This is a genomic window from Cylindrospermopsis raciborskii Cr2010 (assembly GCF_003367075.2).
GTDB classification, from domain to species: Bacteria; Cyanobacteriota; Cyanobacteriia; order Cyanobacteriales; family Nostocaceae; genus Raphidiopsis; species Raphidiopsis raciborskii.
Map to the genome: position 1 here is coordinate 2,766,832 of NZ_CP065936.1, position 20,727 is coordinate 2,787,558.

General features: G+C 40.4%; 14 protein-coding genes. 2 read left to right on the plus strand and 12 right to left on the minus strand.

What is annotated here, in order from left to right; all coding sequences use genetic code 11:
* Nucleotides 1-15 precede the first annotated feature (15 nt).
* From C6N34_RS12610 to C6N34_RS12660, 11 genes are all read right to left on the minus strand, one after another.
* Nucleotides 16-972, minus strand: a complete 957-nt coding sequence (locus tag C6N34_RS12610) for a hypothetical protein (protein WP_236107044.1) — start codon at nucleotides 970-972, stop codon at nucleotides 16-18.
* 311 nt (nucleotides 973-1,283) lie between these two features.
* Entirely contained in the window at nucleotides 1,284-2,810 is a 1,527-nt protein-coding gene (locus tag C6N34_RS12615; RefSeq protein ID WP_115538678.1) for a tetratricopeptide repeat-containing S1 family peptidase, read from the minus strand.
* Complete coding sequence (locus C6N34_RS12620) at nucleotides 2,807-3,592, minus strand: S1 family peptidase (RefSeq protein ID WP_057178145.1); 786 nt, start codon at nucleotides 3,590-3,592, stop codon at nucleotides 2,807-2,809. The genes C6N34_RS12615 and C6N34_RS12620 overlap by 4 nt, the downstream gene beginning before the upstream one ends.
* Nucleotides 3,593-3,676: 84 nt before the next feature.
* Nucleotides 3,677-4,294: a COP23 domain-containing protein gene (locus C6N34_RS12625; protein WP_235528967.1), complete on the minus strand. Its 618-nt coding sequence runs from the start codon at nucleotides 4,292-4,294 to the stop codon at nucleotides 3,677-3,679.
* Nucleotides 4,295-4,324: 30 nt separating this feature from the next.
* Nucleotides 4,325-5,020 (minus strand): COP23 domain-containing protein, encoded by a 696-nt coding sequence (locus tag C6N34_RS12630; protein WP_102938833.1) that lies wholly within the window; start codon nucleotides 5,018-5,020, stop codon nucleotides 4,325-4,327.
* 51 nt (nucleotides 5,021-5,071) lie between these two features.
* The gene (locus C6N34_RS12635) at nucleotides 5,072-5,728 is read right to left on the minus strand and encodes a COP23 domain-containing protein (protein ID WP_115538741.1); all 657 of its coding nucleotides are present in this window, start codon (nucleotides 5,726-5,728) and stop codon (nucleotides 5,072-5,074) included.
* A gap of 94 nt (nucleotides 5,729-5,822) precedes the next feature.
* Entirely contained in the window at nucleotides 5,823-6,482 is a 660-nt protein-coding gene (locus C6N34_RS12640; protein ID WP_057178099.1) for a COP23 domain-containing protein, read from the minus strand.
* Between the two features lie 55 nt (nucleotides 6,483-6,537).
* Nucleotides 6,538-7,755 (minus strand): DUF1565 domain-containing protein, encoded by a 1,218-nt coding sequence (locus tag C6N34_RS12645; protein WP_115538679.1) that lies wholly within the window; start codon nucleotides 7,753-7,755, stop codon nucleotides 6,538-6,540.
* A gap of 127 nt (nucleotides 7,756-7,882) precedes the next feature.
* A complete protein-coding gene (locus C6N34_RS12650) occupies nucleotides 7,883-8,542 on the minus strand; it encodes a COP23 domain-containing protein (protein ID WP_071241634.1) in 660 nt (219 codons plus the stop codon).
* 360 nt (nucleotides 8,543-8,902) lie between these two features.
* Nucleotides 8,903-9,868, minus strand: coding sequence for a DnaJ C-terminal domain-containing protein (locus C6N34_RS12655; protein ID WP_115538680.1), 966 nt, complete (start codon nucleotides 9,866-9,868; stop codon nucleotides 8,903-8,905).
* Between the two features lie 199 nt (nucleotides 9,869-10,067).
* On the minus strand, nucleotides 10,068-11,357 hold the full coding sequence (locus C6N34_RS12660; protein ID WP_057178095.1) for a glucose-1-phosphate adenylyltransferase: 1,290 nt from the start codon (nucleotides 11,355-11,357) through the stop codon (nucleotides 10,068-10,070).
* A 713-nt stretch (nucleotides 11,358-12,070) separates the two neighbouring features.
* Between C6N34_RS12660 and C6N34_RS12665 the strand changes: the two genes are divergently transcribed.
* Nucleotides 12,071-13,504, plus strand: coding sequence for a glycoside hydrolase family 13 protein (locus tag C6N34_RS12665; RefSeq protein ID WP_115538742.1), 1,434 nt, complete (start codon nucleotides 12,071-12,073; stop codon nucleotides 13,502-13,504).
* Nucleotides 13,505-13,540: 36 nt separating this feature from the next.
* Here C6N34_RS12665 and C6N34_RS12670 read toward each other — a convergent pair whose 3' ends face one another.
* A complete protein-coding gene (locus C6N34_RS12670) occupies nucleotides 13,541-16,069 on the minus strand; it encodes a U32 family peptidase (protein ID WP_115538743.1) in 2,529 nt (842 codons plus the stop codon).
* A gap of 232 nt (nucleotides 16,070-16,301) precedes the next feature.
* Here C6N34_RS12670 and hpsA point away from each other — a divergent pair, with 232 nt between their 5' ends.
* The gene (gene hpsA / locus C6N34_RS12675; protein WP_236107526.1) at nucleotides 16,302-20,714 is read left to right on the plus strand and encodes a hormogonium polysaccharide biosynthesis protein HpsA; all 4,413 of its coding nucleotides are present in this window, start codon (nucleotides 16,302-16,304) and stop codon (nucleotides 20,712-20,714) included.
* The last annotated feature ends 13 nt before the right edge of the window (nucleotides 20,715-20,727 follow it).

The window sequence follows — 20,727 nt, forward strand, 5'->3', positions numbered from 1 at the left end:
ATAGTACCTATGTAATTACTTAGGTAAAAAATTGAACCCATAGCTGACGCTCAAAGAAAGTATGGTGCCACCAGGGCTATTATTAGTGATATCCGCACCCTGGGCTGTAATTGTTAAAGGTAAGGTAGGTATGGGAACATAGGAAGCACCAAGGTTAAAACCCACTCCACTCCAACCGAAACCTACACCCAATTGGGGTTGAACCTGCATACCCACACTGCCAAACACACCTGTGCTAGCAAATTCTTGTCTAAACGGACCACCCCCAGCGCCTAAGGAAACGGAGATAGGCATTTTATTGACCTCATCATCTGGCTGTAATAGGGAGTAACTAGTAACCACACCGTAAGCTCCAGAAGGGGTAACACCATCAGTACCATACTGGGCAAAATAGTTCCAACCTGCGGCCACAGCCACCTGGTTGTTACCCTGGGCATAGACAAGACGGTGAACTTTCAGGTCAAAGCTGCCATTAGCGCCAAACTTTCTAATACTATTGTTGCTGAAACCCAATTCTAAGGCTGCAAATTTGCTAGATTCCCCTATGCCAGCGCCAAGGTTAATGCCACCATCATACTGACCATCTCTAAGTTTACCGGGGGTAGTACCTGTTATTCCTATAAACACATCACCCGTGTTAGCACCAAAAGCACTTACACCCGCAAAAGTAAGTCCAGGGGGATAGGTAGGCTTTTGCACTTCCCGTGGTTTAGTTTTTACCAGAGGTTCAATTAGCAATTCTTGCCGAATTCTTCTTACTTCTTCCGGACTGATATTCTCAGCTTGTGAAATCTGTGGGGGAATGGACCTGGTTTCGTAGCCATTCTGATTGGTGACACCCTCTCCCGCGAATACAAGATCTGGAGACAGTACCAAAGTTAAAAGGATACTGGGCAAGGTTAGGGAGAGTGCTGAAAAAACTAAGCCCCGCTGATTGTAACCTGGTGTAAAATAAGGCTGTGTGTTGTTCAAAATATTACTCCTCACTGGACATTCTACCATAGTAAATGTTTGCCCGGCTATATTTTGTTGCTATAAGTAAGTTGGCGTTAAAAGACCAAACTATGTAAAGATAAATAGGATAAGTGGGTGAGTGGAATTAAACGCAAGATGAGCGTAGGTTGGGTTGAGGAACGAAACCCAACGCCCCCATGGGCATCCTACAAATAATTGTGCCTCCCTACTTAAACCTTTGCTTAGTGTATCATTAAAGTACCGGTTCATAAAACCCCTAGGTTTCGTATTTTTGTGTAAATTTTTGTGATGTTGTTATTTACTTGGAGTTATGGTTTAGGTGTTGTTCGGGAATTGTCTGTTGCTGGAGAAGGTTTTTTGGTATAACGACGTTCAAAAATTTCTGCGGATTTCTGATAATCCACCAGGGCGGCTGAAAAATTCCCAGTCAGAGTATATGCTGTAGCACGATTGATGTAGGCGTTAAAATCATCTGGATCAATTATAATTGCTAAGGTTGACACCTTGATAGAAGCAGCGTAGTCCTTTAAATAGTTAAACACATCACTCTGAATTGTATAACCATAACTGTTATTAGGGTCTAGACGAATAGCTTGCTTGGAAGATTCCAGTGCTGCTTGATACTTACCCAGCTTAATATAAGCCATACCTTGATGGGCATAAGCTATAGAATAACTGGGATTGAGGCGAATTGCCCGATTGAAATCCTCAAGAGCGGCCTGATCATTTTGTAACCAAATATAAGTCCAACCACGATTTAGATAACCATCCAAATAATTTGGATCCAAGGCAATTACCTGGTTAAAGTCGGAGAGGGCTTCTTCGTATCTTCTAAGCCAACTGAGGGCATACCCACGCTTGAAATAAGCTTCTGCATATTTGGGGTCAATTTTGATTGCCTGATCAAAATCATCTAGAGACTCTTTATAATTAAGCTGGTCTAACTTAGTAATACCTCTAGCATAAAAATCTCGTGCAGATTGGGGAGAATTTAAGCGTTCCTGTGGTACTTCCCCAGTAGCAGTAGTATTCCTTTGAATTGGCAGCTCTTTGACCAAGGGGTTATTGAAGTTCAAAAAAGTATTAATGGGAATGCCAGCATTAAATCCCGTTTTCTGTGATACTATTTCTCCCGTTTCTGTTTTACTCTTAGCTGATGTGTCAGCTAACCCGTGAATTCCCACCACCCTACCCTTAATATCAAAAACTGGGCCCCCGCTATTACCGGTAAGAGTTTTAGCATCGTAAATTAAACTATAACCGTTGATAGAAGTTCTACCGCGAGAAAGAACGATCCCTTTGGTAAAAGTAAAGTCCCTAGCTGAGCCAATTTTATTAAATACAGCTGGAAATCCGCCCACAAACACATCGGATGCTTCCGTCATTTGGTCAGAATCACCTACATTGGCTGTGGGATATTCCTGTGTAGCTACAAAGCTAACTAGGGCCAAATCAGGATCATTTTTAGTTGACTGTAGGACTACAATGTCTTTTGATTTAATAGGGTATTCTTTGCCATCATTTGTTCTTACAGAATAGGTAATGTCTTTAGCGCAGAGGATTTTTCCAGGTCTGTCTATAATATCACAGACCACGTGATTGGCGGTTAGTACAGAATAACGATTACCTTGTTTGGCAATAATTACTCCTGAACCCCCAGGGGTAACGTCACCCTCCGTATTAATTTGTACAGATGTCTTCTTAGCAATTTGTGCTATATCTTGGATACTGATAGTATCAGCAGCTATTGAAGTAGTAGATAAAACAGCTGTTGCAGCAGTGATAAGAGTTGTTACTAGTAGGGAGTTATTTGTTATTCCAAGTTTAAAATTCATTGTTTCTGCTCTTGAATGAAATCAACCACAGTAGCAATGGGGATGGCCCAACTTAAGGACTCAATTCTACGGTAATCTGCCCTGTTGGGTTTAGTCCCATCAGTAAAAATAAAGGCATTAATTCCTTGAAAGGGATACTTTAATAACCCGCTGATACCAACAAGTTCCCCCCGTTGGTTTAAAACGGGTCCTCCACTCATACCTTGGGTAAAATCATTGGTGAAACCCACCTTATAGCCACCAACTAGGGTTTTACGGAGATACATTTTGATCTTACCCGGTTGTAGCTTGAAAGCACCCAGTCCCCAATCCCGGGTTGTTTCTACTTTGGTGATATTGTCACCATTAAAAACAAAATGCCACGCTGGAAACCCAGATACATATACCACTTCCCCCTCAGATATATTTGGCGATCGGGAAAATTGCACAAATTGATAGTTTTCCCCACTGGTAAATTCCACCAGTGCTAGATCTAAAGAATGGGGATTGACTGTTGGTACTTGCTGTGCTTTGTAAATCTTACCATCAGGTGTTAAAACTTCATAACCACTCTCAGGACTATCCACTACCACGTGATCATTGGTCAAAACCGTGTAGGTTTGTCCTTCACGGTTGATAATCACTCCTGACCCAGATCCAGATTTAGTAAAAATTCTTACTGTTACTTTACTGGCAGTCCTGGCAGCGGCAAATTCAAATCCGGGATGGGGTGTGGAAGCTAGCAAGTTGGGTACAGTATGAGGATACACAATGGGGGAAAAAATTGTTGTCAGTAATGCCACAGACAATCTAAAGGATATGGGGTAAAACACAGCGATTCACTTAAAAAAGGAGCAGTTGATTGATTCTTTTCATTCGGGTAGAATTTACAGTTTGAACCTCCGATCAGAGTTTGCTGGTGGTCTTATTTGGTCGGAATCCTGGGGTTTTAGGTCATTCTGGTCGAGGACCTCACTTAATTCAAGTTGCAGACGACTGCTTGTTTCTCGGACAACACCTGCGCTGGAACCTTGTTTACTAATTCCCGTCAGTTGGGCCAGAATCTCATTGGCTTTCTGAGCATTTTCCGGTTTAAGAGTAAACAATAAATTCTTGTCACTACAACCTGTTCCACTAGTTGTAGAGGCTATACAAATAACCGTCTCTTTGTTAACACGACCTTTAATTAGAGCTACGTTTTTTAGGCGTCCACCATTTTGTTTCACGGCCTGATTAAATCTAGATGTTACCATTCGGCAACGATTTTGAGGAGTATAGTTATCTCCAAAATATTTAGAACCCGCGTCTGTCCAAGTAATTACGGTAATTGGACTACCACCAGGACGCTGGCCAACGGTAGCCCAATTGCCATTGCCTTGGGAAACACATGTAAACTTGGTGCCATTGTAGGCTTCAGTAGGGGGCTTAGCTTGTACTCCAGTCTGAATCAAAGTTCCTGCTAGGGTTAAACTAGCAACTAGAACTGTCGTGGATAGTTTCATCATGCATCATTCCCTTTTCCCATTATAATTACTTTACAAACCAGGTTGATTACGTCGGTTATTTTGAACTTTTGGCCTTTTAACAGGTGAAGAGGATGAGCGTCGAGCTGCTAGCACATCACTCAGTTTGACTGTAACCCGTTGGCGACTACTTCTTGTTTCGGTAATCACACCTCCTTCCGATCCCTTCTTGCTAATCTCCAGGAGTTGAGATAAAACCTTATCAGGGTTTTTGGCATTTTCCGGTTTCAGGGTAAATAGGGTATTTTTATCTTGACAACCATTATCTCGGTCGGAAATTACACAAATAACAACCTGACCATTAACATTGCCACTGGTTAATAAAACATCTTGAAGCCTACCACCACTCTCTTGTACTGCTGTGTTGAACTTGCGGGTGACAATTTGACACCGGTTTTCGGGGGCAAATTGGCTACCAAAATATTTGGAAGCTGATTGAGTCCAAATAATCACAGGTATTGGTTGGCCACCAGGGCGCTGACCAACGGTAGCCCACTTGCCATTACCCTGGGATACACAGGCAAATTTCGTCCCATTATAGCTTTCATCACCAGTCGGTTCTGAGTCTGATGGGTTGTCGGATGCAGGAATAGTGGGGGGGTTAGGGGGGTTATCTCCACTTTCCACTGGCACAGCTCTCACCATGCTAGGATGCCAACCGGCTGATACAGCTATAAAAGTAGCTAAAACTGTTGCTGAAAATTTCATAATATCCTGTTATTTTTTACCAAAGAAGTGTGAAAAGTTCTGAGTTTTCTATCACAGACCACCTGTATTGGGTCTGGGAGTTTTGCGGGTTCTGGGTGTTTGTTGAGGCAAGCGCTTGGCTGCTTTGGAGATAACTTCACCTAGGTTTACTGTGGCACGAGAACGACCTCTTGTTTCAGTAATAACCCCTGCACTGGAACCTCTAATACTAATTTGAGTCAGGGTTTCTAAAACCCTATTAGGGTCTTTGGCATTTTCGGGTTTCAGGGCAAACAGGGTATTGTTACCATCACAACCTCCTGTGTCCTTTAAAGAAAGTGCGCAAATAACAGTTTTGTCACCGACTTCTCCCCAGGTTAAAACTACGTCGTAAAGATTGCCAGCGCTATCTTCTACGGCTTGGTTGAGATTGGCTGTGACGATTTCACAACGGCTCTTGGGATTATAGTTTTCGCCAAAGGACTGTGCTCCTTTTTTTGTCCACACAATTATGGGAATTGGTCTACCACCAGGGCGCTGTCCAACTGTGGCCCAGTTACCACCTTGAGCTACGCAAGCAAATCTCGTCCCATTGTATTGACTGGGATCGCTCGGATCAAAGAATGCGTCATCAGATGATTGGGCTTTTAATTGACCATGTCCTAAACCCAAAATGCTTGATAGGGTTAGGGTGGCTACTAAACACGTGGTTGAGAATTTGCTACTCATCATATTTCCATACCTCCTTATTTTTTGCTGATGGCGCGTGGAAAGTTTTGGTTATTCCCCACGCGTTCGACACTTTTGCAATATTTGCCAGTCCTTAAACAGAACCTTTAGTTGATCTGGGAGTTTTGCGGGTTCTGGGTGTTTGTTGAGGCAATCGCTTGGCTGCTTGCGATACAACCCTACCTAAGTTTACACTTAAACGACCTCTTGGTTTAGTTTCACTAACAACCCCTGCACTAGAGCCTTTAATACTAATTTGAGTCAGGGTTTCTAAAACCTTATTAGGGTCTTTGGCATTTTCAGGTTTCAGAGCAAACAGAGTATTGCTACCATCACAACCTCCTTCGTCTTTTAAAGAAAGTGCGCAAATCACAGTTTTGCCATCATCAAGTTTACCCCAGGTTAGGACTACGTCGTAAAGATTGCCAGCGCTATCTTCTACCGCTTGGTTGAGATTGGCTGTAACGATTTCACAACGGCTCTTAGGATTATAATTTTCGCCAAAGGACTGTGCTCCTTGTTTTGTCCACACAATTATGGGAATTGGTCTACCACCAGGGCGCTGTCCAACTGTGGCCCAGTTACTACCTTGGGCTACACAGGTAAATTTAGTTCCGTTGTATTGACTGCGATCGCTCGGATCAAAGAATGAGTCATCTGATGATTGGGCTTTTAATTGACCATGTCCTAAACCCAAAATGCCTGATAGGGCTAGGGTACCTACTAAAAACGCGGCTGAGAATTTGCTGTTCATAATTTCCCCTTGATCTAGTGTTGGTTTTAATGGTGAGATCTTGCTGGAGCAAAATCTACAGGTTACCTGGTTTGGTGGGACGCGGGCCAGTTCTTAAAGCTCTGAGTGTGCCGGTAGTAGGATTGTACTCATAAGCCTTAGCGGTTAAGTCTGGGTGGGGACTGACACAATATTGTTTATCACCTATAAAGATGCCAATTACTGGAGTAGAGCTGCAGGAAACAGCTGTTAATTGCCATTTTCTTAACAGGGCTAAATTCGGGTCGTTGGATGATACTGGTTTCCTGTTCCCTGTAATTTGGATTCCATCTATTTCTACTTCACCTAAAATCCCTGAGTCATCGATAGTATTGCCTAATGCGGAAATGGCAACACCAGTTGTGGCGGCGTTATAAATGTTGTAACGACCATTGTTGACGATGACATTGCCACCTGGATTACTACGAGTACCTAGATCGGGGGAAGAATTAAGAGTGATGACTATGCCATCCCGTTCGTTATCCTTAACCACATTGCTGCGTAACAAGGGTTGAGCTGAATCGGTGATAACTATTCCGTCTCTATTATTGGTGATCTGATTTTTGGTCAAGACTGGTTTGGAATCGTCATTAATGCTTAATCCAAAGCCACTCTTCTCAAATACATTATTGCTGATTTTCCCCTTGCTGGATTTGGTTATGGAAATACCATTGCCATTGTTTGCTGTAAATTGGTTGTTCTCAATGGTAGGATCCCCACCAGCTGTGACAAATATCCCCTCTCGCAAACTCTGAGCAAATGTGCTATTTTTAATAACGGGGTTAGTGGACTCTACCCATACACCTGTTCCTCGGTCATTTCTGTTGGTCACGGTTACACCATTAATTGTGCTGTCTTGTTCCGCCAGAATAGTTACATTTTGTCTGGCAAAACTACGACTGTTGTGGTCACCACCACCGGAAATAACTACGGTCTTTCCTTTAGTCGATTCATCACCACGCAAGGTGATTCCTTGTTTAAGTTTGATGGGGAAGGACTCATTAGTGTAACTACCGGGAGCTAACTGAATTATGGTTCCCGGTTGGGCTTGCTCTAAGGCAAAGGTGATGGTTTTATAGGGATTGGTGACGGAGTTGCCAGTGCTGACAATGTTGACACCACTAATGGGATCCACATAGATAACTGGCGCCACTGAAGGCAATTGAGCGCCCACGGGAAGTGTAACTGACAAAGATCCGCAGATGGACGCCATAACTACGGAAGATTTTAGATGTGATTTTGATATAATGTTCATAATGTTCCTAAATGACTCCCTAATTTTGTTGTGTACATCCTAGAGAAAATTGACTAGGGTGGAATTGTGAAAGTTCCCGATGCTGATAACTTCCAATACAGATTGACTTCTCCTGGCTGTTACCAACTCACAGAGTACCTTTAGTGGGTCTATTTACGGGAGTTGTGCGAGTTTTGGGTGTTTCTTGGGGCAATCGCTTGGCTGCTTGTGAGACAACTTTACCCAGGTTTACACTTAAACGACTTGTTGTTTCACGAACAGTCCCTGCACTAGAACCTTTAATGCTAATTTGAGTCAGGGTTTCTAAAACCTTATTAGGGTCTTTGGCATTTTCAGGTTTCAGAGCGAACAGGGTATTGTTACCATCACAACCTCCTTCATCCTTTAAAGAAAGTGCGCAAATAACAGTCTTGCCATCGTCAAGTTTACCCCAGGTTAGGACTACGTCGTAAAGCTTGCCAGCACTGTCTTCTACCGCTTGGTTGAGGTTGGCTGTGACGATTTCACAACGGCTCTTGGGATTATAATTTTCGCCAAAGGACTGTGCTCCTTTTTTTGTCCACATAATTATGGGAATTGGTCTACCACCAGGGCGCTGTCCAACGGTGGACCAGTCGCTACCTTGGGCTACACAGGTAAATTTAGTTCCGTTGTATTGACTGGGATCGCTCGGATCAAAAAATGCGTCATCTGATGATTGGGCTTTTAATTGACCATGTCCTAAACCCAAAATGCCTGATAGGGCTAGGGTTGCTACTAAAACTGTGGACGGGAATTTGCCGTTCATAAATATCTCCTAATTTTATTCCGTATATCCTAGCAAGAAACCGCTAGGATTTAAGTATGAAAATGCCTAAAGCCGATAATTTTTACTGACCCAACTGCACATTATTATATACTCGTGGTCTAACCTTCACTACAAAGGCACCTCTTATATTCACCGAACCTGCTCAGGGAGATGACAAGGACTTATCACCTACAAACAAAAAGTCTTTTAACTAGCATATAATATTGTGCTATGCGTGAATTTACTCCGTCAATAGTAAAAAGTAGAAAATGCTAAATTTTCTACTTCGGCAAAAAACACGATCGGTGTTCAGGTTGATATTATTAATAGTTAAGGGTTTGCTCCCCTGGTGAGCTAGAATCAGAATTTAATTTGCTGTAAATGAGCACGAGGATCATAACTACGGATAGCACGCAGTTTCTCGTAATATTCCCGCTCTTGGGGAGTCAGGTCTTTAGGGGGTACAACGGCAACTTTTACCAACTGGTCACCACGACCGCCCTTGGGTAAGGGCCATCCCTTGCCGCGTAAGCGCAGGGACTGACCAGAACGCACTCCTGCGGGTAATTTTACGCTTGCATGACCATCAGGTGTGGGAACCTGGATAGTCGCACCTAAAGCTGCTTCATCTGGTGCGATTGGCACTTCGCAAATTAGTTGGTCACCTTCAAGTTGAAAAAATGAATGGGGTGATAGTTCTGTTTTTAAATATAAATCTCCCCTTTGTCCAGTCTTAGGGTTAACTGCACCTTTACCTCTCACCCGTAAACGAGTGCCAGTTTTTGCTCCTGCGGGAATACGCACTTCAATGGTTTCATTTCCTAAACTGAATCGTTTTTGCACTCCTGTAAATGCCTCTGCGAAGCTTAGGGTAATGACAAATTCACTATCTTGGGCACCCATATTCGGAAACCCAAAGTCTCCAAAACCACCAAAACCACCCGGTCTACCACCGGAGCGAGAAGAAGTTGAACTGCGAGGTCCTACCCCACCAAATAAATCATTGAGGAAATCATTAAAACTACCGTATTGACCAAAGTCAAAACCACTCATATCTACTCCCGCACCACCAGGAAAACCACCTTCTCCCACTTGTTTCCAATATTGACCATATTGGTCATATTTTTTCCGTTTATCTGGATCCGAGAGAACTTCATAGGCTTCATTAATCTCTTTGAATCTTGCTTCAGCTTGTTTGTTTCCAGGATTAAGGTCGGGGTGGTATTTACGAGCTAGTTTGCGAAAAGCTTGTTTAATTTCTTCTGGACTGGCAGTTTTACTGATTCCTAAAATTGAATAATAGTCTTTAAAATCCGTTCCAGCCATCCACAAGCCTCCTGTTACAATATAGGCGAAATATAGGTTATGTTTTTTCTAGGATAAGATGATGATCCTAAACTAGCAAAGCATAGCAAAAATTCATTGTGGTTGTCGCTCATACATCCAGGGCAATTACCGTACTTTAAAGGTTAGGGAGATGATCCCCACAAGCTTGTGGGGATAAATTTGTGGGTTAGTTCCCTAACTAGATGATAGTTCCATCGGGAATAACAGCATTTTTTAAAACCACAACTATACCGCTACGGATGTAGAAACCTTGTTTTTCTCGCTCCGCTTCCTGAACGTTGTCTTTGTTGATTATCCTGACATTATGACCAATTCGGGCATTCTTGTCAATGATCGCTCGGCGAATAATTGTATCCGTACCAATACCTAAAGGAATGTCTCCTTTGTCTAGGTTACACACTCGTTCCACGGAAGGCTGATAAAAGTCTGAACCCATAATTAAAGATTCCTCAACTATGGAACCTGACTCTACACGCGATCGCACTCCCAATACTGAATGCTGAATGCGGCAGTTTTTCAAAATACAGCCTTCACCAATCATGGATTCTTTGATATCACAGTCCAATAATTTGGAAGGTGGTAGGTAGCGGGCGCGGGTATAAATGGGTGCTTCCTCATCATAGAAGCTAAAGGGAGGGACTGGTTGTTGGGTGAGGGCGAGGTTAGCATTGTAGAAGGCTTCAATGGTACCTATGTCTTCCCAGTAACCATCAAATAGATATGCTTGAACATTGTGATCTTTGGCAGCGTCGGGGATAATTTCTTTGCCAAAATCGGTTTTTTCTAAGGACTCCCTCAAAAGTTTAATGAGAACGTCTTTTTTAAAAACATAAATGCCCATGGATGCAATATAGGGCTGTGATCGGGCTTCTTCGCTGGTTAGACCCAAAACAGTGGTATCTACCTGCATTTTTGCCAGTGCTTCACCTTTGGGTTTCTCACTAAAGTCAATTACCCGACCAGCACTGTCAATTTTCATTAAACCAAAATCCGAGGCCCGACGACCATCTATGGGAATTACCGAAAGGGTAATATCAGCATTGGTTTCCCGATGGCGCTGAACAAATAAACGGTAATCCATCCGATATAGATGATCGCCAGAAAGAATTAGAAATTCATCTACATCCCACTCCTGTAACATCCAAATGTACTGACGCACAGCATCAGCGGTTCCCTGGAACCAATTGGGGTTTTCCGGAGTTTGTTGTGCTGCTAGTACCTCTACAAAACCATCGCTGAAGCCACTAAAATTGTAAGCACGAGCAATATGACGATTTAGGGACGCTGAGTTAAACTGTGTAAGAACATAAATTTTAAAAATCTCTGAATTTATACAGTTACTAACGGGGATATCTATTAACCGGTATTTACCAGCCACAGGTACTGCTGGTTTAGCCCTGAGCTTAGTCAGGGGGTACAGTCTTGTACCCGCTCCCCCACCTAGAATGATTGCTAAAACTCTTTTCACAAAATTTCTCCAGACTACCTTTCAACTCTCATCTTTAGTTTAGAACTATGGGTTACAAATGATAAGAGGGGGGGATCAAAGAATGTGAGCCAAGAATTTTCAGCAATTGATTCAGTGGGTGGGCTAGACGCGGGAAATAAGGCTAAAATGAGTGTAAACTTTCTTGATTATATCCCTTGTTTGGTGTTTACATGTATAAACTAGTTATATTCTTATTACTTCCAATAAGACGGGACTGATAATCATTTCTGAGCGAGCTTTTTCTGTGTTAATTGCAACTGCTAAATCAATACTTTCTGTCTGAGGATGTTCTGCTGGCTATTATATATACGGATTTTCTACATTAAGGTGAAGGTTTTTAAAAACAGGAGTATTACAACTACCTCTAAAGTGGGTTTGTTGGGTTTCGTTCCTCAACCCAACCTACATTAAGGTGAAGGTTTTTAAAAACAGGAGTATTATAACTACCTCTAAAGTGGGTTTGTTGGGTTTCGTTCCTCAACCCAACCTACATTAAGGTGAAGGTTTTTAAAAACAGGAGTATTACAACTACCTCTAAAGTGGGTTTGTTGGGTTTCGTTCCTCAACCCAACCTACGTTAAGGTGAAGGTTTTTAAAAACAGGAGTATTACAACTACCTCTATAGGAGTATTGGAACTACCTCTAAAGTTATGTGTTATGCTGCTGAAAATCTTCACTTTTTACCTGGATTTATGCAGATTCACACACCAGACTGGGTCAAGCACGCCATTTTCTATCAGATCTTCCCTGACAGATTTGCTAAGGGTAATCAATTTAAACCTAGCTTATTAAGTAATCCTCAATGGGAAGATTGGGATGCTTCCCCCACTTTACAAGGTTATAAGGGTGGAGACTTGTGGGGTGTTTTAGAAAAATTAGACCATATAGAAAACTTGGGAGTTAATGCTATTTACTTTACTCCTATTTTTCAGTCTGGGAGCAATCATCGTTATCATACCCACGACTACTATCAAGTGGATCCGTTATTAGGGGGAAATGGAGCTTTTAGAGAGTTGTTAAATGAGGCGCACAAACGCAATATAAAGATTGTGTTAGATGGGGTTTTTAATCATGCAAGTCGAGGGATTTTCTTCTTCCATGATATATTAGAAAATGGTCCAAATTCTCCCTGGGTAGACTGGTTTAAAATTCAGGACTGGCCACTTGCACCCTATACCAACGACGCACCAGCAAATTATGAAAGTTGGGCAGATATTCGTTCTTTACCAGTATTTAATCATGATCATCCAGATGTGCGGGAATATATTATGCAAATTGCCGAATATTGGATAAAATTTGGCATTGATGGATGGCGTTTAGATGTACCTGATGAAATTAAAACTCCTGGTTTTTGGCAGGAATTTCGAGAACGGGTGAAAGCAATTAATCCGGATGCTTATATTGTGGGAGAGGTGTGGGGTGATTCTCGTCAGTGGTTAGATGGCACCCAATTTGATGGAGTTATGAATTACTTATTTACAGGTCCTACTATTGCTTTTACTGTAGGAAATCGGATAGAATTGGAAATGATAGAAGGACGTGCTTATGAAGCTTTTCCACCTTTATCTGCAGCTGAGTATGCTGAGAAAATGCGGGAGTTATTAAACCTGTACCCGTGGGAAATTCAACTAACCCAACTAAATTTACTGGCAAGTCATGATACAGCCAGATTAATTTCTATTGCTGGTGGTGATATTACATCGGTTGAATTGGCAACCCTATTACTATTGACATTTCCTGGATCGCCCAGTATATATTATGGAGACGAAGTTGGCTTACCTGGTGGGTTGGACCCCGATTGTCGTCGAGGGTTTCCTATAATTGATAAATGGAACTTAGAAATCCTGAAAACTCATAAACAGTTAATTTCTTTGCGTCATCAATATGCTGCTTTAAGGATAGGAGATTATCAAGTTATTTATGCGGATACCACATTATATGTGTTTGTCAGGAGTTGGGAAGATCAGGAGTTAATGATTGCCATTAATATAGGAGAGGATGGAGTTAGAGCTAGTCTGGATAGCTATAAACCAGCCAAGTTGTTGTATGGTAATGGAGAAGTATTATGGAGTGGAGAGAAGATTGAGATCAATATTCCTGCACGCAGCGGGGCGATTTTTGGTTAGAGATAGGGGACTTCCATAAAGGAAGTTCTCTATTTATTAGTGATCGGTTAATGCACCACGAGTTACACCTAGTTGATTTTGTAATTTTAAGGTTTTCCAAACTTGTGAACCGGTGATTTCTCCTTGGATAAGTTGTTGGTAATAATTGATGGTTTGGGTAACCTGTTGTGGTGTTTCATGGAGAAATTCGATTCTAAAATTCTTCAACCCCACACTAATTAGTTTGTGTACATATTCTGCTCCAGTTTGTGCAGCACTGTTATATATAGTATTTCTACATCCTGTATCTGCTTTTACTATATGCTCGCTACCTACTCTATCTCGAATTTTTAATTCCTGTTTTTCACAAGGACGACCACAATTGGTGTAATCTGTTCCCTGGGAGAGAAAGGCACAAAATACACAGTGTTCTATATGGAACATGGGGATGTGTTGATGTATGGTCACCTCTAAAAATTGCGGTGTGTAAGTGGTGATTAAATCTATGAGTTGATTAATATTCAAGTCATAGGAAGCAGTTAGACGTTGTAGGTTAAATTGTTTTTGAAAATAGTCCGCACTCAAAGGGTTAGCGATATTTAAAGAAAAATCACCAATACACTGGGCGTCAGCGAAATATTCCAGGTGATCATAATTTCTAACTAGGTAACCATCTGCTTGGCATTCTTTTAGCTGTTTCAAAATCCAATTTTCTCCCGGTTTAGTAATACGAGGAGGTGCAATATATAGGTTCACAGATTTCTCGGTATCTCGACAGAGTTTTACTGCGGCTTGATATTTATGAGGATCTTCAAATTCACAATATATTGTTTCAATATTTGTATCTAACACAGTCAAGAGTTGTTTCATGCTCCTGACTAGTATTATCAAAGAAACGCCTGCATCGGTTACACTCTTATCATCTCTGACAATCTTGAGCAGATCTTGCCATTGATGATCATGATTTATCTGCCAAACTTGGGGTTTACTTCTAAGAATTTGCAATCTTGTGACCAGTTCTCGACGCATTCTATTCAACTCACTCACAGGTAAAATCACATTACCCATAATTTTGTTTTCTAAAGTTCCTAAATGAAATGGTGTATTCCCCAAACGTCCAAATTGTTCTTGCAATTTTTCTGTAGTTAAGGGTTTAGTATGAGCCTCAACTAGCAGTATTTCTGATTCTATTTTGACGATATTACCAATTTCATCCCCAACTATAGCTATTAATTTTTCTCCTGTTTCCCCAAATAATTCTAGATGAATTGGTTTGGTAAAATGGGGATTTTCTCCTGTGTAGGTTTGACGAATTGCTTTATCTAATTCTGGATCACTGGTTTTCCAAATCTTATCACCTATATGAATTTTCCTGGGATTGATAGCATCCCTACCAAAAGTTAAAACTACTTCTTTTCCTTTTTGTGTGACTGTGTACACCCTCCCTCCCTCTTCTGGTAATTCTGGATGTCCACAGTCAAATACTACCCCGTCACCAGCTTTAATAGGTGCGACTATTTTTAAAGTTATTTGTTCATTTTTAATTCGCGTTACCTCTCCCACATAAACCCCGCGTTTTTTGCCAAAATTTGCATGTACCAATTCTTGATTATTAATACCTCTCAACCATCCCGTATAAAGTCCACGGGAAAAGGCCATCTCTAGGGGATACTTGTTATAATTTTTGTAATCTTGTTTATATGTAATGTTGTGAGATGTGGCGCTTATCTGACTATTGCCTGGTTTGGCAATTTTGTCCAATGCTTGTCGATAAACTTGAGTAACGTTAGCAACGTATTCTGGTGTTTTTAATCTACCTTCAATTTTTAAAGATGTTACTCCACAGTTTACTAGTTCCGGTAATACCTCTATTCCAGAAAGATCCTGGGGACTAAGTAAATATTTGCGATTACCTAGGTCAACAATTTTTTCGTCTGCTATTAAATCATAAGGCATTCTACAAGCTTGAGCACATTCCCCTCTGTTCGCAGAGCGTCCTCCTAACGCTTCACTGGTTAAACATTGTCCAGAATAAGCAACACACAATGCACCATGTACAAATATTTCTAAAGGTAAGGGGATGTTTTTGTCTAATATTTGTTGTTGAATTTTATTAATCTCCTTAATTGAACACTCTCGTGCTAAAACAACTAATTGACATCCCAGAGATTTAGCAAAATTCACCCCAGCAGCACTGGTAATAGTCATTTGGGTTGACCCATGAATAGGAAAATCACTAGAAAGATGACGAATCAGACGACAAATACCCACATCCTGAACAATCACAGCATCTACACCAGCAGTAATCATGGTTTTGAGGTATTGCTCCACTTCCTGGAGTTCTGAAGTGAAAATTAAGGTGTTTAAGGTGACGTATCCCTTCACTCCCCGTAAGTGTAAAAATTCTATTAATTCCGGTAGGTCACTAATAGTAAAATTTTGCGATCGCATTCTTGCGTTAAATTTGTCTAAACCAAAATAAATTGCATCCGCACCATTTTCTACTGCTGCTTTTGCGCATTCCCAGTCACCCGCAGGTGCTAGGAGTTCGGGGAGTTTGATGTTTTTGATGTTATGGTTTTTCATTAAGGGATTTTGATTAGAGGATTGCTGACAAAAATCTATCATACCCAAGATTCCTTCAGTGAATTCCCAATTTTCAATATTCAGTCATTTTTTTTAAAAAACAGTGTAAATACTGTACATAAAATCCCCGTCAAGAGATAACAATCTATATTAGATACGTTAGATATATTAAGTTTATCCAATTAAGCCAATTACTCAAAAGTAATTGGGTTAGGGAGGGGGACTCATGGTTATGACTAAAAAGTGTTATTCTTACCGGATCATCACCAAAAAATATGCCAAGGTGGTTGTTCAGTTTTTGCGTATTTTACGAAGAACTACAAAAAACCTAATAAGATTGTTTTTAAAAATTATTTTGAAATCTCAAAGGAGACGAAACTTAAAAAATCAAGGCTTTGTGTTGCCCACAACAACCATGGTTATCCTGGTGGTAATGTTACTAACAATGGCAATTGTATTTCGCTCCTTTGAAAGAGCTAAACATGCCCATAATACCAAGATTAATCAAACGGTAATCAATGCAGCGACTCCTGCAATAGATAGGGGAAAAGCCAAGATTAACCAAATGTTGGCAGATCCTAGAATTACCCAATTTTTACCTTCAGATCAAGACTTATATAATAACCTAATTAATTACCTAGACGAATATACCTTTGGTGATGAGACTAATCTGACCCTCAACTTGCAAAACTACGAACCCTTAAAAACCGCTTGGAAATTTCCCGTAGACACTAATAACAATGGTAAATTTGACAGCTATACCCTTTATGGTATTTATTTTAAAAATCCTCCTCAAAGCAATCAGCAATACGTGCGAGCTAGAAACACTTTAGAAGCTAGATCTTTACCTATCAACCCAATCGATTTTAATTCTCGATGTCAGGATTTTACTTCAATAAGTAAAAACTTGGAAAAATTAGTAGATACAAATGGGTGGTTAATAATTGGTGGACAAATGAGAAAAGCCTTTTTTGTTTACACTGCTACAGTTCCCATTACTAGCCAGATGACCATACCCACACAAAATCAAATTAACTATGAAATATCCCCAGAAAATAAAGCATTTTATGCTTTAGAATATAAGCAAGAGAGAATTCAAATTCCATCTAGCAACAACGCCATTGTTTATGAAGATGACTTACAAATTACTGGCAATGAAGACTTCAGAATTAATGGCAGAATTTTTACCAATAGTAACTTGTTAACCGGTTCAGCTTCCCGATCAATTAGACTCTATCAAATTAGCAGTCAGAGTTCTTGCTTTTACGAACCGGAAAACTCTAAAATTATTGTAGGTGGGAATTTAGCAGCAGGTGGATTTACAGATAATAAAGATCTATCCACAGCAACCACAGTGGATTTATTTAAGGATAAGGGCGTAAATCCACAAACAATAGCAGGATACAACCCCAGAATTACAGACCATAAATCGGTTACCAACTCACCACAGAATATAGCCTATAATAGTTTAGCTTATATGAAAAGAATCAATAAGTTAGTTGATAGGCAAATGGCAAATTATTTGACCACCGATCCTCAAGAAGTAAAACAGGGAATTATCAAAAAACAAAAGCAATTAGGAACAGCATATACAACTGATCAATATGACCAAATTCGCCGTAAAGAATTGGAACTCTATTTTCAAAAACGTACCCGCCGCGTACCCTTTCAAGAAGTACCCTTTGGTAGTGAACAGAGTGATGTAAATAAGATCGATAATCCCTTACAGAGTACTGGTGATACCCTGCGTCCCATAGATCCATGGATTTATCCATTTGCTAGCGATGGAATCACGGGAACTAGTCATAGTCAACTATCATTAAACATCAGTGGTAATTTACTCAAACCCAGTGCAACAGAACCCATGGACCAACTACAAAAACAACTAGGGGGAGTAGAGCAGTATTTAGGAGACCGGGTTATAGTTGGTCATAATCTACCCCAAATGTGGTGGAATTATCCACAAAATCGCTTTTTTAGCACCGATATTAACCACACTCAAAACCTCAAAGATATTAATTGGGATCTAGGTAATGAACCAAGAACTCGTTATACCACCCTGCATAACTTAGCTGGTTTAGCTGCAATAGAAAGGGATGGAGATTGGGAATATGCAGCAGCACAAGTACCTGAAAATCCACAACAGGAAAATTTCATTGGCGGTTTGCGCGTGGTGACTGGTTCTGGAATATATTTACCCAGAAATCATAATGCTTCTAGCACTAACTTTCTAGATGTTTCAACAAAAATTTGGTCCGATATCTTACCCATACCACAAACATCTACAGAATATGTAAACACCACCATTAACCCCTACTGGATGTATGATTCATCCCTGGGGTTTACTTTGCCCAAACTATCTGAAATGGACATTACAACCCCCTATTTAAAAATGCGAGCTACGGTGGTTTACCACTATAAATCTAGCAATTATCATCAGAACAATCCCACCCCCATAGCTTGTATTAGTAGTTTTTATCTTCCTACAAACAGCAACACAGCGACAAATATGATCACATTACCTAATGCGGTAGGAATAGAAAAATCCTCTCATGGACTATCTAACAATGGTATCGTTTATCCACCTCCCACTAGAAATGTTAATGCTTATGCAAATTTACTTACATATCAAGCCCAGTTGCAATACCCTAATGGACGTTGGGTAAATGAACCTTTGAGAAATGCTTTAGCAAAAAATAACTATACCTTATCAGAAAAATCCGCTATAGATACTGCCTTATGTGCTTTACAAATCATGGATGGTAGTATAAGTCCTCTGAGTAACCCTCCCATTCCCCATGGTGCAATTAAGGAAATAGCTTTTTTAGATTCCAGAGAAATCAGAGCTAATCAAACCTCAAATCAGGTGGATAGTAATTTACCATACGATTTACCCCTGAGAGATAGACAACCGTTAGAAATTCGTGCTACGGTCATAGACTTAAATCAGCTACGCACAACCAGAATATCAACCGATGAGTATTTATTACCAAATAGTGGAATTATTTATGCGACTCGGGATGATGCTCTACCAGATATAAGTGGAGGAATATCTGCTAAATCAGAAAGTTCTGTGGATTATAAACTTGATCCTACTCGTCGTCCTAATGGGATCCTAATTACCACTAGTGATAGTTCACCAACTAAACTTTTCCGTAGTACAAGTAATACATTTAGAAGAGAGGAAAAGGGCTTGATTTTGGCTTCCAACTTACCGGTTTATATTAAAGGTGATTTCAATAGACATACCCAAGAAGAATTTACCAGTACCTTAGCAGCTGATTGGAGTAATTTTTACAATCGTAGTCAAATAAATCATCAATTTGCTTGTCGTCCTAGTGATTCTAAACTACCCAACTGTACTGTGGGTGATGAGTGGCGAAATGCTGCCATATTAGCAGATTCCATTACCTTACTTTCTCAGAACTTTCGATTTGGTTTTCGCAATGAAGGAGACTATGATTGGAATAATTATATTGGTGATACTGCATCCTTCAATAATCGTCCTACGAATTTTGAATATAACACTTATGCTCCCACAATAACCCAGAATTATGATATCAATGGCATACCGAATATCGATCTGGATCCCGTAACCAATGGTATACAAGGTAGTTCCTATTTTCACAACTTCGTTACCCCCATAGTTAAACAGATACCAGCTAGAGAATTTCTGTTAGAAGTTTGTCTAGTTTCTAATACTGATATATGTAACAGTGACCCAACACAATGGGTAATTAGTAGATTTTCTAGAAGTGAATACAATGGACAACCAGAAAGTAATATCGAAGGTCTACCAATAACTGCTATTAAAACTGGAAGTCTTGATTATCATCATCAACCATCTAATGGTTGGGAAAACTTGCCTCAAAGAATTGCTTTCAAAAGAAATATGGCAACAGGTAAATTACTTCAACCCCTAAGTGTTTATGGGGTGGATAATAATCAGATAATTCGGACTTTTTCTTTTTCAGGTAACACCCTACCGAAACTAGCAGTCAATCAAAATAATCAAGGATTTCTCATACCCTGGTTAACACCTGATTCCAATGGTTTTTGGCAACCCGTTTTACAAATTAATCAACCCTTTGCCACCCCAACTGACCCCCATAATACTAACAGCATTACCAATGGTTCACATAATCATTGGTTACAGATAGCAACCCCAACTACTGTTAATTTTATTGCTGCTACGGGAGACAATCCAGCTCGTCCCATGGAAGATAATGGGGGGTTACCCAACTTACTCCGCTTATTGGAAAATTGGAGTCCTAATACTACCCCTATAGATCTGAGAATTAATGGTGCATTCATTCAAATGAAAAGGAGTAACTATGCTACGGGAACTTATAGCACATCTATTAACAGTCAACCCCAGGATTTTCAATACAAAATTGCCGTGAATTCTGGTAGAAGTTCTGGACATCTTCCACCTAGACGACAATGGCATTATGATGTGGGACTTTTATCTCAACCACTGGATTTATTTACCCAAAAAATTCCTATAAAATCACAAAAGTTATCCAAAGACTATTTTCGTCAAGTTGGTCGAAATGATGAATGGATTCAAACCCTTTTATCTGCTAAACAAACCAGTGATGGAACTTATGCGGTTGACCAAGACCAAAGATTTAACTGTTATTAGATTTAAGTGGGTC

Bases quoted from the DNA above. Each gene is read 5' to 3' on its own strand.
- C6N34_RS12615 (WP_115538678.1), bottom strand. From the start codon at position 2,810: ATGAATTTTAAACTTGGAATAACAAATAACTCCCTACTAGTAACAACT.
- C6N34_RS12625 (WP_235528967.1), bottom strand. From the start codon at position 4,294: ATGATGAAACTATCCACGACAGTTCTAGTTGCTAGTTTAACCCTAGCA.
- C6N34_RS12630 (WP_102938833.1), bottom strand. From the start codon at position 5,020: ATGAAATTTTCAGCAACAGTTTTAGCTACTTTTATAGCTGTATCAGCC.
- C6N34_RS12635 (WP_115538741.1), bottom strand. From the start codon at position 5,728: ATGAGTAGCAAATTCTCAACCACGTGTTTAGTAGCCACCCTAACCCTA.
- C6N34_RS12640 (WP_057178099.1), bottom strand. From the start codon at position 6,482: ATGAACAGCAAATTCTCAGCCGCGTTTTTAGTAGGTACCCTAGCCCTA.
- C6N34_RS12645 (WP_115538679.1), bottom strand. From the start codon at position 7,755: ATGAACATTATATCAAAATCACATCTAAAATCTTCCGTAGTTATGGCG.
- C6N34_RS12650 (WP_071241634.1), bottom strand. From the start codon at position 8,542: ATGAACGGCAAATTCCCGTCCACAGTTTTAGTAGCAACCCTAGCCCTA.
- C6N34_RS12655 (WP_115538680.1), bottom strand. From the start codon at position 9,868: ATGGCTGGAACGGATTTTAAAGACTATTATTCAATTTTAGGAATCAGT.
- C6N34_RS12665 (WP_115538742.1), top strand. From the start codon at position 12,071: ATGCAGATTCACACACCAGACTGGGTCAAGCACGCCATTTTCTATCAG.
- C6N34_RS12670 (WP_115538743.1), bottom strand. From the start codon at position 16,069: ATGAAAAACCATAACATCAAAAACATCAAACTCCCCGAACTCCTAGCA.
- hpsA (WP_236107526.1), top strand. From the start codon at position 16,302: ATGACTAAAAAGTGTTATTCTTACCGGATCATCACCAAAAAATATGCC.